Genomic DNA, 14,594 nt, shown 5'->3' with positions numbered 1-14,594 from the left:
TAATCACAAACCCAAAGGCTGTTTTTGAGCCTTTTCAATATAACGCTCAACCTGAGACTCCAGGATAAACCCTTGCTTTGCTGCTTGTTTGGCGGCGCTGGTGACTTTGGTCACATAATCCTTACGTGTTGGATACAGCTGTTGTAATTGTGCTTTGTCAAAGGGTTCGCTTTTTCCTCGTAAACCGAGTGGCGAAGCAAAACCAAGAATCGCGGCGGTGTGAGTTGCCGTTGGTACTGTTATCTCAGGCAGACGAATGCCACCTTTAGCATTTCCCAGTTCATCACGAACAACTTCGGGCATTTTCTTCTCGCCTATGACGACTTCAATTTTATCGGCTTCTGGCGGTAACGTGCCTTTTTGTGCCCAGGCAATAAGATCGATAAGCGCAACATCAGAAACCGGACGCCATGGCACAAAACTACCATAGTTAGGATCAGCGCCACTTAAGCCATCGCGCTCGCGCATTGCGTCCAGCACTTTAGCGTAGGGAGCGGGAGCATGAGAGGCACCAGCCACTTCCCAGTAGCGGAAATAGCGGCTGTCCGGTTGACGACTGCGGAAGTACATTAACGACTCTGTTTCAGAATTCACCACAATAACCGGGGTTTTAATGTCTGAGCGGATAATGGTTGGAATAAACCGTACACGAGCAGCGCCATCGGTAGGTGATGACAGGTCAAAATCGTCAAAACCAAAGCTCATGCCAAAATCGATGGTTGGCAGGAAGCCGTGATATACATTAACCAGAGGATGCACACCGTTTATGTAACCACGTAAACGACCCGCAGACTGCGACGCACCGGTAGCCAGAATGGTGACCGGTTTTAAACCGTTAAGAGGATCCTTACCGGTAAATTCACGCTTCGGCCCAACGGCACGCCCCACCTGGGTAAGAATATCAAAGGATAAAGAATCACCGCTGATATCCAGGCTACCGTAGCGCTCAGGATCCCACTGATGTAAACCCTGTTTGTTATCACCGGCACCTACTACTCCAACACGCTGACAGGAGGCCATCACATACACACAGCCTGCATCATAAATCGCATTACTCATCGCACCGGTGACTTCGATGTCATGACCAAGGGTAACGTTTAACCATTCAACCAGCACTACACCATTAAAATCCGCAGCATTTTTAGGGCGGCGCACCAGAATGCGGGTGCGGTAGTCTTTTTGTGAATCAGGAGCCAGTTGCCATTTACCGTCAAAGCCTAACTCGCCATCTACCTTGTAGGTAGTGGCTTTACCTTCAATAAAGAATTCTTCTTCAACGTAGCCGCGTTTATCCAGGTCGCCCATGTAGCTCGAAAAAGGATAACCGCGCTTACCGCCAGAAACAGGCCCGGTAATTTTTGGAGAAGCCATTGTGTTCGCCTGAAGAACACATGGTGTTGTTGCAGCAGCCATTCCTAACAGCACACATTTATTAAAATCACGTCTTTTCATAGTCATCATTCCCGCACCAAATTGTATGGCACCTATTATATTGAACAATAGCGCGCATTGTTACCACTTTGTTAACGGCAAACTCAAATGCGCACTATTACAACCCGTAACAGACAAAACAAACAGCCTTTCATTTTATGCTTTGCGCTCAGAAACTCGTTGCTGCAGTATTTATTCCAACATTCGGTAAAAACCACACAAAAACCAATTTAAATAGACGGTTAAAAGTAACAAAATGTAAAAAACAGGCTTTTAAAAGCAGCTTTTTCGTGGCTGACGTAGCCTTTATATTGCTATTTTTTTGCCAGTAAATCTGCCACAGCGCAGGACGCACAATTAAAGACTCTTACACATAAACCTGGTTAAGCAAGAAGTTTACAAATGAGCCACAAACGCAAATTTGTAATGCTGCAATACCAGAAACCTTATTGTTACGCCGGCCAGCGGTTATACTTTGATGGTACGAAATGGCTCCTGCGAATTGATGAAAGTCACCGGTAGTTCTGTCACGATGCTACTGAGCCAGGGCACGATGTATTTCATACCAAACTGCTCGCCTCTTTCGTGAGCAATCAGCACCAGACCTTTGTTCAGACCCAGTTCATTAGCGTCTCTGGTGTATTCGACGCTATCCCATTCTCTGACTTCGGCACTGACACCCGCATCACTTAGTTTAAAGGTATTAATTACGCCGCTAATGGAATGACTGGTGAGACTGACACGACTGATCTTTTGGCTCGGATCACCCACAAATCGAACACTGCCAGAAGGAAATTGCCGGGCAAAGATGTCTGCCAGCTCTTTTAAAGTCACCTCAGGATGCTCAAAGCTGCGGCTAAAGCCTTGACCTTGCGAAGGAAATTTGTCCCAACCCAACCTATTGTATAAGACAGTAGTGACCGGCTCGGGCGTGAGTCGATGAAAATGGTCGTGAAAGCGCCAAACAACCAGATTATTCGCCTCGGCAAAGCCTGTCTTAGCTAAATATACGGGATCCTGACGCGCCTTAAGCGCCGAAGTATCATCCATGTGGTTATAAAAAATGGGCTCATGACTAATAATAAAATTGGCACCTTTAGCCACCGCTTGTCTCATCACATCAATGGTGGCGCTAAACGTACTGATGACACCAGTAACTACGGTATCGGGATTACCCACTTTAAAGGTATCGATGGATTTATCTGACCAATTTATGCCTTGTTCGGCACAGGCCTTTTTTATCCGCTCCACTATGTCTCTTGCAGTGAGGGCCGGTGATGCCTGCGCAAGACCCGGCGCAGTGAGAAGTAACCCGCTTAATAAACTTTGCACTAAGAATTGGCGGCGACTAATTGGCCACATGGTATTTTCAGACATGGTAATTCTCCTTGTTATACCGCATGGATAGGATCAGGGTCGTGAAGGGCAGTGACAGCTATGCCTTGTAGCTCACCGCTAACCCAGTCAGCCAGCGTCTGCGCTATGGGCTCCCGGGACGAAGCAAAGCCGGTAAGCATTAAGCCTGCTTTTCGTCCTGAGCCAATCACATCTTCAAAATAAGGGCCGCCTTCCCATTCCACCACTTCACCGCCGATCACGGCATCTACAGCAGGGTCTTCCAGCATGGCTGCGATACCGGCGGGCGATAACATACCGGTACTGATGGCGACCGTAGACACTTGCAACTGGGGTTTAGCAATCACCCGCATTCCGCGGGTAGCGGTATTTACCGCAACCAGTTTGGCGAGGTTATCGAAGGATTGCTGACGAATCTTCGAGGTCACAAAGGGTTTATCCGCAGAAGTGTGTAAATCGGTAAAGCCACAGGCCTTAGCCAGTGCTTGAGCAGCGGCATTGGGGTAGCGCTTATCAAAAGCAGAAGTAAAGCGCACAATAATCAGCTTATGCTGTTCGATATAAGCGGTTTTGGCTTTGCCGACCTCAGAGTCATCGACAATTTCGCGGACGTTTTTAGCGCCCCATTCTGGCGAGTAGGTATAGTAAGGGTGACCATCGGCAATTAGTAAATTGCATCCCTGGGCAACACATTGTTTTAGCACTGCCATGGAGGGTTGGGCACAGCACGCAATGCCGGTTATTTCTGCGCGGGTATCACCACATATAAGGCCTTCGTAGGTGTATTGCCCGGGCTCACCGAGGGCATGTTCCAGAGCCGCAATTGCCTGCGATGCTAACATTGCAAGATCACTCCTTATCAGGCGCTCCGGTTAGTAAGCTGCTCAGCTCCGTTTACTGCGAAAAATTTGGCTGACAATATCCTTGCTATCAAGGTAAACCGAAGCGGGTAGGGTTAAATAAAAAAGAGTGTTGCCCCTAAAGACAACACTCTTTATTGCTACAGACAGCGCTTAGAAGCTACCACGTACACCGAAGGTGAACATGGTGCCAATTACGTCAAACGTTTGTTTGTCGGTAGCAACTGTCAGGTTTGGCGCTAACGCAGGCGTTACCGGCGGCTCAACATCAGTCAGGTTTTGCACGTTAACAAAAGCACTGTACTGTTTGTCATCGCCGAAGGCATACGCCACGTTCAGATCAACATACACTTCGTTATCGATTTCACCGCCAGGGATGTTTGGATCATTTGAATCCCATACATCACCAGGCAGACCCAGTTTATAAGAGCCGGTGAAGCGCTCTGACAACGTTGCTGAGATAGTACCGTTGCTGTAAGACTGAGTTAACAGGCCTTTCCACTCTGGCAGACCAGGGGTAGCAGCTGTACCAGGCAGGGTATAACCCTGACGCTCGATTGGTGCATCATCAACAGTTTGCTGAGTTTTGTACTCGATAACGTGACTTAAGAAACCACGTAAATCAATTTTACCGCCCAGCGCTTCAAAGTTATAACCCACTTCAATATCAACACCTGATGTTTCAAGTAACGCCAGGTTGAACGGATTCAAACGAATCTCAGTGGCAGCGTTAGCCAGTGAGCGGTCGCTGAATGGCAGCGGACGAATAATGTAGCTACAAACTGAAGCTGTACCATTGCTGGCCTCACACTCGTCATTCATTGATACCGCATCAAGGTTACCGAAAGCACCAGAGATATCGATGCTGTACCAGTCAACAGACATAGTCAGACCTGGTACCGCTTCTGGCTGTAACACGATGCCTATAGACAAGGTATCAGCTTCTTCCGGGTCTAACTGTTGGTTACCACTACGTACATACAATGGCGTGATGTTCTGCTCATCTGGTGTACCGTCAAGGTGAGTATCGATGAACTGACCAAAGAACGGATCCGGGCTGGCGAACAGCTGCGTTAGCGTTGGAGCTGCAATGTCACGAGACGCAGTAGCTCTTACACGTACGCTGTCAGTTGGATGCCAGCTGGTACCTACTTTCCAGGTGGTTACCCGGCCACTGGTTTTGTAATCGGTGCTACGAGCAGCCAGATTTACCGTGAAATCTTCAGTCAGTGGCGCATTCGCCTCAACGAAGAACTCGGTTACGTCTTGTTTACCAACCGCGCCACCTGGGTTAACCGAGCTGTAACGCAGTGCCTGGAAGCCTGGTACGGTACCAGTGTTTAATGCCGCGCGTAATTCACCTTCGGTGATCGCGCCATTTTCGTAATCACTTACTGCTTGTAAGCTGCTGTCATCAATACCACGAATACCAATGTGATCCTCGACAAACGCACGGTAGTCATTTGAACCGTCAGCGTTTACGTAATACGTTGGATCCGCGTTAGAGTAAACATCCAGCTCTTGTTTTCTGAACTCACCACCCAGTGCCACTGTTAATGCACCACCCGGCAGGTCCATTACGTCACCGATAAAGGCAAAGTTAAGGTACTGCATGGTGTTTTTGGTAGTTTTAATAGAGTCAGCACGGACAAAGTCACGAGCTTCCTGACTGAAGTTACCATAGCCGATGGCGTTAAGAGGACTACAGTCGTCCATGGCCCCTGGGTTTCTTAATGTGATACCACACACTACTTCACCAGTTGATGGATCGACAACAGCATCCATCGCCGCCCAGACTTCACGCATTTTGAACTCGTTAAAGGCGATTTCCTGTTTCGCTTCACCCCAGTTATAGGTGACTTCCCAGGTCCAGTCGTAACCGATTTCGCCCTCAAAGCCAATCTGGAAGCTGTTGTATTCGTTGGTGGTTTCGTTAGTTACAACGCCAATGTCGTTAAATAAACCAGCCAGCGCGATATGGTCGTTATCACCCAGTCCCAGCTGTGTGCGGGTAGCCGGATTAAGATAAGGGTTATCGCCAAACACACGCATCGCACGGTTGTAGTTATCGCGGGTGGTGTTGTTAGGCACTGAGTTGAATGACGTATCTGAGTTTGAGTTAATGGCAGTTACATGACCGCGAAGGGTGTCGCTTAAATCAAACGAAACCTTACCAAAGAAACGTGCGGTTTCCAGCGTACCAGCAATCGAAGTACCACCATCTTCCGGGAAGCCAAAAGACGACAGGTCAGACTGCGGAATAGGGAAAGCTAATAAACCATCCTGAGTAAAACCAGGACCAAACGGGCCAAGGCTGCGGTTACGGCTCAGGCCGATAAAGCCAGAGGTGAACTCTTCTGTGCGATAAGGATCGGCAGCATTACCGGATCCCGCTCTGACCACCTGACGACCCGGGCCGTAAGCAAAATCACGGTCGAATAAACTTGGAACACCCTGGTTATCAAACAATTCGGCCGACAAAATAACGTTGGTTTTATCGTTGATAGCAAAACCACCCGCAATGGCGGCTTTATAGGTTTCGTTATCACCTTCGGCAGAGATACCGCCGCTGACGTCAAACTTGATACCTTCAAAGTTATCGTCGGTAATAAAGTTAACTACACCTGATACCGCATCAGAACCATATACAGCAGATGCACCACCGGTAACAACTTCAACACGTTTGATCAGAAGCTGTGGAATAATGTTGGCATCAACCGCATTTGACTGTGAGGTTGGCGAAATACGCTGGCCATTCAACATGGTCAGAACACGTTCGGCACCTAAACCACGCAGGTTAAAATAGTTGCCCAGAGGAGGAGAATCGGCGTTAAAAGTACCACCGAATGCCTGGTTAGTTGAAGCGGTAAACTGAGGCAGTTTGTTCAATGCATCCGGAATGTTGCTGGGCGCTAAATTGGCCAGGTCTTCCTGAGAAATAGCCGTTACCGGCGTTGGAGCCGCTGCGCCGTTAGTAGCAATACGAGAACCAGTTACGTTAATTAACTCAACTTCTGATTCAGCGGTTGCCTGATCAGCAGCCGAATCTGCTTCCTGAGCGAAAGCAGTGGTAGCCTGAGCAATGGCAAAAGCAAGCGCGCTGTATTTATATATTTTTTTCATCAGTCCCTCCTCGGGTAAATCTTAAGAGCCTTGAGTGTGCATGTTGGCTCCATGTAGAAAGTCGGAGGGTCTGTTGCAATAGGTAAGCCAATTCAATAAAAATAAACCAAAAGATTAACAATTTTTAAACATTGAGGCATTTATTGGATAAGCAGAACTTGCCAGATACTCTTACCCGGGAAGGCGTTTTTCGGTTCATTATCACGATAAAAAGAACAGCAATATAAAAACAAACCATTGATATATAAATATTTAAACTAAAACTCATTATTAAGACGTGCATTAGAGACAGGTTGTTTTTTGCCAACCAGGAATCACCAAACACTTGTTTTTTAGGCAGGTAAGATAAAATCAGTTCGGTGGGAATTTAACCTGGCATTAGCACCAAATGTTAATAAAATGTGTTTCCCGATAATACAGCGTTGTTTTTTGCAAAGTCATAATCGTGCTCAAAGCCCCTGTGAATCAACGTTTCAGCCAGTTTACCCACAAAGGCTTGTTATCCTGTTCACGACGCAGACAAATCGAAAATCCGGCGTAACAACAACCATTTCTCATTTGATCCGGCAAGAAAGCCTCATGACAATGCGTTTAAAAAATACACCAATGTGCTCAAAAAGGTCATCATTTGAGATTTTTATAAACCGCTATTCAGTTCAGTGTTGTTGCAGGTGTTGTTAACAACTACGCCATCAGGCGGCGACAGCTCGCTTGATCCTGATGCCTTTGTTAATCATTAAATAATTTCCCGTCAGGATTAGCAGTAAACCGGCCGAACTGGCACTGGTCCACTGATAGCCTTCGAAAAACGCCGACAGACTCAGTGCCACTACCGGAAACAGCACAGTTGTATATGCAGCAGTACCAGGCCCTACCCTTATTACCAGTGACAGGTAGGCAGTAAAGCCAATTACCGAACCAAATAACGCCAGATAAAACAGGCTCCACAAATACTCGGCATTAGTTGCCAGGCGGAAGGTAGCACCACTGATGACACAAATCGCCAGCAGAATAAGTGTGCCGTAAAGCATAGCCCACATGTTGCTTTGCAATGGCTTAATACCCACTTTGCCATGGCGTACTGAGATCATATTGCCAAACGAGAAGAACAAAGTACCCAGCGCAGCGATTCCAACGCCGGTAAGCGTATTGATCCAACTATCATCGAGGTGTATTTGCGGGCTCATTAGCAACGCCAGCCCGCTAATACCAAACAATGATGCCAGCCAAACGTAACGCTCTACCCGGGTTCCAAAAAACAGTCTGCTGTTAACGGCGTTATAGAGAGTGGCAAGACAAAAGATCACCGACACCAGTCCGGAAGGAATAAATTGCGTGGCATAGTAAAAGCAGATGAAGTTAAGGGAAAACAGGCATCCCCCCTGCGCCACAAAATAAAACTGATCCTGGCGGCTCCCCAACCGGGCCTTTCCTATGATAACGACCAGCGGAATAAGAATAAGCGTTGCCAGTGCAAAACGATAAAAAATAGAGACCACAATATCCACATCGCCCAGCTGAAAATAAATAGCCAGCCAGGTTGTGCCCCAAATGGCAACGGTAAGGATGTACAAAAAAAGTGTCATAGCGGATAACTCACAGGGATAATAATAAGCATCAAGAATAGTGGCTTTGCCCCATCAAAGCTGGGACATTCCTGCTATTTTGGGATAATCCTGCGGTTATTTTTAACGATACGCCCTGGCGGTTCAAAATCCGCTTTGCCAGCAGATATCTCTGGTTAATAATAGCGCAATGAACAAGCAAGCCATCTACGATACGCTCTCTCAATCCAACGCCTCACTGCGAGGGGAATTGCGCTTGCCTTCAGATATTCGCCTGGCGGCCTGGCAAAACGAGTTGGACCGCGTGAGTTATCACACCGATGAGGTTCATACGCTTTCTATTTATACCCATGGTGGCGATCAGACTTTTCGGCTTGATGGCCGCCAGCATCAGCGCCATGGCTTTAAAGATGCCATTTGCATTATTCCGCAACAACAGGAGTCGGTGTGGGAGATAAAGGGGCGCTTTGAGTTTACCCATGTGTATTTTACCGATACGCATCTTCGTGAATTTATCGCCCGCGAGCTCGACTTAGAACCACTGTTGTTCTCGCTACCGGATCTGGCGTTTTTGCAACACCACCGCTTAGCCGCAACCATGCAAAAACTGGGAACGCCCGGTGACTGGCAGGACGACATTCAGCGCCTGCATATTCAACAGGTGATTGTTGAGATATTTGCCGAACTCTGCAGCATGCAAACTCACCAGGCCGCGCAGCGGATTAATGTTTCCGGCGGTTTGAGCTCGCGCAGCAAAAAAGTAGTAAAGGATTATATTAACGCCCATTTATTCCGCCCACTGACCATTGCCGAAATAGCGGCGACAGTGTCGCTGAGCGAGTTTCATTTTGCCCGGGCTTTCAGACAAACCTTTTACACTTCAGTCCATCGCTATATCGAATACTGCCGGGTGCAGCACGTCATGATGTTAATGAGCCAGGGCCTCAAACTGGTGGATATTGCCGACACAGCAGGGTTTAGCGACCAGAGCCACCTCTCCCGTGTAGTTAAACGCCAGACAGGCGTAACGCCCAAATACCTCATGCGCTATCTGGCTGAACGCCCTGCCTAAACCCTTCTTTAGCTCAGTTTACCGGCTCCCCCCTTTGCGTAAACTCAGGGTTTTACGCGGAGCTTGCCCATGTTTAACCAAACGCTGCTTTTACTTCTTATCCTGATGCTGGGCAATGTTGCTTGCGCGCAGTCTCCCGCCCTGCAACTGGCTACCTCTTATCAGGGCAACATTAATGTTGCTGATTATCTGGTAAGCGAAAAGCTCGACGGTATTCGTGCGCGCTGGACGGGCAGTGAGCTGATTACCCGCAACGGCCACCCCATTGTGGCTCCCCAGTGGTTTACTAATGGCTGGCCCGAGGTCGCGTTAGATGGCGAACTGTGGATAGCCAGGGGCAAATTTGCCGAAACCGCCTCAGTAGTGTTGCGCAGTGAGCCGGACGACCGTTGGCAAGAGGTAAAAATGATGTTGTTTGATTTACCTGACCCACAGCTTACCTTTGCTCAACGCCTAATCACCATGCAAACACTGGTAGCCCAAACCAACAGCCCAACCCTGAGACTGATTGAACAGTTTACGGTGAGCACCCAACAAGAGTTAGAAAATTTGCTGGATACGCTTTCTCTGGCAGGAGCAGAGGGACTAATGCTGCATTATAAGCACGCGCTTTATCAACCAGGCCGTCAATCCGGCTTATTAAAAGCCAAGCGTTATCAGGACGATGAAGCCAAGGTCATTGCTCACCTGCCTGGCAAAGGCAAATTTAGCGAGGTAATGGGCGCAATACTGGTAGAATCGCGCATGGGTAAGCGCTTTAAAATTGGCAGCGGCTTTACCCTTAAGCAACGCCAGTCGCCCCCACCGGTAGGAAGCTGGGTACCGTTTAAATACTATGGGCTAACCCAAAACGGCATTCCCCGCTTTGCCAGCTTTTTACACAGCCGGCCGCCGCAAGACAGGCCAGACTAAGTCATGACCAACGCCTGATTAATTCTATGCGGTGCGTTGCACTTTACATTTACCACCGACCACAACCTGAGCATTAAAATTCCTCAGACTAGGCAAACATCGTTTTTTTAATTATGCTCAGAAAAATTGCTTCAGCTAAAAAGGAGGACAAGCAAAGCGTAAATTAATGTTGAGGTACAGCGATGTCAGAGTCTGTAACATTTTCTTATGATTTTATTGCCAGTGATACTATCGCCTTAGCGAAAGCCAAAGGCACCATGCAACCCGCTGATATAAAGCGATTTTACTTAGGGCTGGTAGCCTTTAGTTGCACCAAATCCACGTTTTTACTGCTTGCTGATTTTCGTGAAAGCAGCATGAATTTCGATGCACCAACACTGTTAAAATTGGTGGAAGAAGTTGGCGTGATTACCAGCGGTTACAAAATTGCCCGGATTTATCCCACCACGGATTTTCGCCAGTATATTATCGAAGAATATGCGGTCAGGCTGGATGTACCTATTCGTAATTTTGCTAACGAAGCCGATGCTATTGAATGGTTACTCGACGAAAGTGAGAATCACCTGTTTTTCGATACCGAATAGCCACTTTATTGCGCGATTAACAGGTAAACATAAGTGCTGGCAGGCATTCTTCACAACAAAATTACAACGCGCCGATAATTCTTTATACTGGCCATCAATTTGATTTTGCTGATGGACTGACTGTGTTTACTGCCAACCTTGCTATGGAGAAAGCCTACCGGTTTTCGCGCTTTGATGTGAAAAATCCGCTTGCTCCATGCTCCGAACATCCCATTTTACTGGATAACGAAAACTGGCTGACCTGCGAGCACTACGTGCACGCAAAAACGCTGCGCAATGCACAGCAAGCAACAAAGGTGGCGACACTTCCCACCGGCGAAAAAGCCTGTGTTTATGCAAAGGCATGGTATCGCCCAAAGATTACTGATTACAAAACCACTGCACCGATAATGATGAAACGTGCCTTGTACACCAAAGTACAAATGTACGACGAAGTTCGTCAGGCCCTGCTGGCCACGGAAGACAAATTAATTGTTGAGACCTCACAGTATGACTACTTTTGGGGTATTGGCCGGGATCAGCGCGGGTTAAACCATATTGGTAAAGCCTGGATGGATATCCGCGACAAACTGCGCTCTGTGTAGCTCCCGAGTAACAGCTGTCACAACTCAATCCGTTAATATTTATTATGTTTTTCAGTGATTTGATGATAGCTTGGGGGGTAGATTGTGCCCTCCATTCTACTGTGCTCGTTTAAGAATATTTGAGCGCCCCCGATTTTCAGGAATAGCAATTTAATAACTGTAAGGATACTAATGAAAATATTAAAACCCCTGGCTTGTTTGCTTTTGCCGCTGTCTGTTTCAACCACGTCGTTAGCCAATGAGTTTTCATTTGGCGTTGGCATCGGAAGTCTTTACAGTGGGCTGGGTGTCAATGTAGCTAGCCGCTCTGCAACCGATCTTAAGTATGTATCTGCAGGGTGTATGAGTTATTCAAGTTATGGTGGCGCAACCTGTGGCGCTGGTGCTGGTTGGATACAGGCTGATTTACTCGGTTTCGACAACACCAATCATGGCATCGGTGTGTACATCGGCATAGTGGGTGACGAGCGCGAAAGTTATAACGATACCAAAGCGGTTTATGGCGCGGGACTCAGCTACCACTACTTTGCCAAAGGCATTGAGCAACCCGGCGCTCACCTTGGTATCTCGTTAGTAGCTGGTGACACAAACTCAGGGCTCGACACCAAACTATTGCTTGAATTTGGGTATCAGTTTTAATTTATAGATAAGGGCGACATGCAAGTCCTTATTGGGAATTGAAGATAGCTTTATAAGCCAGGATGTTGAGGGCTTCTTGTCAACACCTCTGGCTTCTTAGCAAGAAGTACAGGCCCTTAATTATTCCACAGTAACGGATTAATTTTGTATGTAATAGTTTTTACCGTTTCTTTAATCCTCATCGGTTAAGAAACCACCAATACATGAACATCATAAAAATAATTATAATCCACAACATAAAATTATTATTTTTAGTTTTTTTCTTTTCTTTACTCATGGATTTATTAAGCATGATTTACTTTAGCAGATGAATTTTAGATTGTAATTTTTATGGTTATTACTATTCCTTAAGAAAGATACACATCAATGACTTCTTCAAGAACTCTAATATCATTTATTCGTTCATGCCTTTTCAGAACTTTTTGCATCACTCCAAACACACGTTTGGGGTTAAACTCTAAACCAGTACTGGTAAGGATGTTATTTGCTCTTAGAAAGATGCTCATATCGTACCAAGACATTCCTTCATGATACATTGAATAACGTTGTTCTTCACCTTTTGTAAGGTCGATGAGAGAAAGTGCAGTAGTTCTATACACTCGGTAAATATCTACCGAGTGTATTACTTGAACATCACTCCACGGTAACTGACTTAGCCAGGTTTCTAGGCTGATCCACATCTGTGCCCTTAATCAAAGCAACATAGTATGAAAGCAATTGTAACGGGATGGTATAGATAATTGGCGCGATTGGGCCATCGCAGTGCGGTACGTTGATTACACGCATAGTTTCGTCGCTGGCGAAGGCTGCATCTTTATCGGCAAACACATACATGATGCCGCCACGGGCGCGCACTTCTTCCACGTTTGATTTAAGCTTTTCGAGCAGTTCATTGTTTGGTGCCACCACGATAACCGGCATCTCTTCGTCGATCAGCGCCAGTGGGCCATGCTTAAGCTCGCCAGAGGCATAGGCTTCGGCGTGAATATAGGAAATCTCTTTAAGCTTTAACGCGCCTTCCATTGCAATCGGATATTGATCACCACGGCCTAAGAATAAGGAATGGTTTTTGTCGGCAAACTCTTCGGCCAGGTCTTCGATTCCCTGCGTGATAGCCAGGGTTTCTTCAAGCTTGGCTGGCAGGCTGTGTAAGCCTTGAATAATCGCCTTTTGATCGACCTCAGACATGCCGTTATGTTTGCCTAATGCCACGGTCAACACTAAAAAGGCGGTAAGCTGTGTGGTAAACGCTTTAGTGGAGGCCACGCCGATTTCGGCGCCGGCACGGGTCATATAAGCCATGTCAGATTCACGCACCAGCGATGAACCCGGTACGTTACAAATGGTCAGGCTGGCCATGTAGCCCAGCTCTTTAGCCAGGCGTAATGCAGCCAGCGTGTCAGCGGTTTCGCCTGATTGTGAAATAGTTACCAGCAGGCTGTTTTCGTGCACCACGGATTTGCGGTAACGAAACTCTGAGGCAATCTCTACATTACAGGAAACATTAGCAAACTGTTCTAACCAGTAGCGAGCGGTCATCCCGGCGTGATAGCTGGTGCCACAAGCCACAATCTGCACGTGTTTTACTTTGGCCAGTAACTCGTCTGCGCCTTTACCAAAGATATCCGACAACAGGCCTTCATCACCCACGCGCTCTTTTAATGCATTACGCACTACCGTTGGCTGTTCGTGAATTTCCTTAAGCATGTAATGACGGTATCCGCCTTTGTCACCAGCATCGTGCTCAATATTAGACTCGATGATTTCACGCTTAACCGGCTTACCGTCCTGGTCATAAATCGACACAGTGCGACGGGTAATTTCGGCTACATCACCTTCTTCTAAGAAAATAAAGCGACGGGTAACAGGCAGCAGCGCCATCTGGTCTGAGGCAATAAAGTTTTCACCTAAACCAAGACCAATAACCAGCGGGCTACCGGAACGGGCAACTACCACTTTCGAAGGATCGTTACGATCCATGATGACCGTGCCATAAGCACCGTGAAACTGTTTAACCGAAGCCTGCACTGCTGCTAATAAAGAATCCGTATTCTTTAACTCCTCGTGCACTGTGTGGGCAATGGTTTCGGTATCGGTATCGCTGGTAAAGGTGTAGCCTTTGCTGGTGAGATCGGCGCGCAGAGACTGATAATTCTCGATAATGCCATTGTGCACAACGGCAATGCGATCGGAAGAAAAATGCGGGTGAGCATTGGCTTCGGTAACGCCGCCATGGGTTGCCCAACGGGTATGGGCAATACCGGTAGAGCCTAATGCTTCCTGATCGCTCAGCGCATCAACCAACTCCTGTACCTTACCGGTGCGGCGTACGCGATTGAGGATACCGTTAGGCTGTAACAGTGCGACACCGGCAGAATCATAACCCCGGTATTCCAGACGTTTAAGCCCTTCCAGCAAGATTTCTACTACATTACGCTCAGCAACTGCGCCAACGATCCCACACATAG

12 protein-coding genes are annotated in these 14,594 nt (G+C 47.3%); 5 read left to right on the top strand and 7 right to left on the bottom strand.

The genetic code is table 11. The features are described from left to right. Positions 1-3: 3 nt before the first annotated feature. From BFC17_RS05010 to BFC17_RS04990, 5 genes are all read right to left on the bottom strand, one after another. Positions 4-1,371: an alpha/beta hydrolase domain-containing protein gene (locus BFC17_RS05010; protein ID WP_070175355.1), complete on the bottom strand. Its 1,368-nt coding sequence runs from the start codon at positions 1,369-1,371 to the stop codon at positions 4-6. A gap of 528 nt (positions 1,372-1,899) precedes the next feature. Next, positions 1,900-2,808 (bottom strand): Nif3-like dinuclear metal center hexameric protein, encoded by a 909-nt coding sequence (locus BFC17_RS05005; protein ID WP_070175354.1) that lies wholly within the window; start codon positions 2,806-2,808, stop codon positions 1,900-1,902. Between the two features lie 14 nt (positions 2,809-2,822). Then, positions 2,823-3,629: a Nif3-like dinuclear metal center hexameric protein gene (locus tag BFC17_RS05000; RefSeq protein WP_070175353.1), complete on the bottom strand. Its 807-nt coding sequence runs from the start codon at positions 3,627-3,629 to the stop codon at positions 2,823-2,825. 171 nt (positions 3,630-3,800) lie between these two features. Beyond that, positions 3,801-6,770, bottom strand: a complete 2,970-nt coding sequence (locus tag BFC17_RS04995) for a TonB-dependent receptor domain-containing protein (protein WP_070175352.1) — start codon at positions 6,768-6,770, stop codon at positions 3,801-3,803. A 692-nt stretch (positions 6,771-7,462) separates the two neighbouring features. After that, entirely contained in the window at positions 7,463-8,356 is an 894-nt protein-coding gene (locus BFC17_RS04990; protein WP_070175351.1) for a DMT family transporter, read from the bottom strand. A gap of 169 nt (positions 8,357-8,525) precedes the next feature. Between BFC17_RS04990 and BFC17_RS04985 the strand changes: the two genes are divergently transcribed. The 5 genes from BFC17_RS04985 (at position 8,526) to BFC17_RS04965 (ending at position 12,126) form a co-directional block, all read left to right on the top strand. Further along, positions 8,526-9,407 (top strand): helix-turn-helix transcriptional regulator, encoded by an 882-nt coding sequence (locus BFC17_RS04985; protein WP_070175350.1) that lies wholly within the window; start codon positions 8,526-8,528, stop codon positions 9,405-9,407. A 69-nt stretch (positions 9,408-9,476) separates the two neighbouring features. After that, positions 9,477-10,319 (top strand): DNA ligase, encoded by an 843-nt coding sequence (locus BFC17_RS04980; RefSeq protein ID WP_083271589.1) that lies wholly within the window; start codon positions 9,477-9,479, stop codon positions 10,317-10,319. A 182-nt stretch (positions 10,320-10,501) separates the two neighbouring features. After that, positions 10,502-10,903 (top strand): hypothetical protein, encoded by a 402-nt coding sequence (locus BFC17_RS04975; protein ID WP_070175348.1) that lies wholly within the window; start codon positions 10,502-10,504, stop codon positions 10,901-10,903. Positions 10,904-11,025: 122 nt separating this feature from the next. Then, the gene (locus BFC17_RS04970) at positions 11,026-11,487 is read left to right on the top strand and encodes an NADAR family protein (RefSeq protein WP_070175347.1); all 462 of its coding nucleotides are present in this window, start codon (positions 11,026-11,028) and stop codon (positions 11,485-11,487) included. 171 nt (positions 11,488-11,658) lie between these two features. Next, positions 11,659-12,126: a hypothetical protein gene (locus BFC17_RS04965; RefSeq protein WP_070175346.1), complete on the top strand. Its 468-nt coding sequence runs from the start codon at positions 11,659-11,661 to the stop codon at positions 12,124-12,126. 347 nt (positions 12,127-12,473) lie between these two features. Here BFC17_RS04965 and BFC17_RS04960 read toward each other — a convergent pair whose 3' ends face one another. Together BFC17_RS04960 and glmS are read right to left on the bottom strand one after the other, a co-directional pair. Beyond that, positions 12,474-12,725, bottom strand: coding sequence for a hypothetical protein (locus BFC17_RS04960; protein ID WP_139142000.1), 252 nt, complete (start codon positions 12,723-12,725; stop codon positions 12,474-12,476). 34 nt (positions 12,726-12,759) lie between these two features. Further along, positions 12,760-14,592 carry a glutamine--fructose-6-phosphate transaminase (isomerizing) gene (gene glmS, locus BFC17_RS04955; RefSeq protein WP_070175344.1) on the bottom strand — a complete coding sequence of 611 codons (1,833 nt, stop codon included), beginning with the start codon at positions 14,590-14,592 and terminating at the stop codon, positions 12,760-12,762. Between the last annotated feature and the right edge of the window lie 2 nt (positions 14,593-14,594).

It is taken from the genome of Marisediminitalea lipolytica (genome assembly GCF_001758465.1).
Taxonomy (GTDB): Bacteria; Pseudomonadota; Gammaproteobacteria; order Enterobacterales; family Alteromonadaceae; genus Alteromonas; species Alteromonas lipolytica.
The sequence above is the reverse complement of the archived record's forward strand: the minus strand, read 5'-3'. Positions and strand labels throughout refer to the sequence as shown.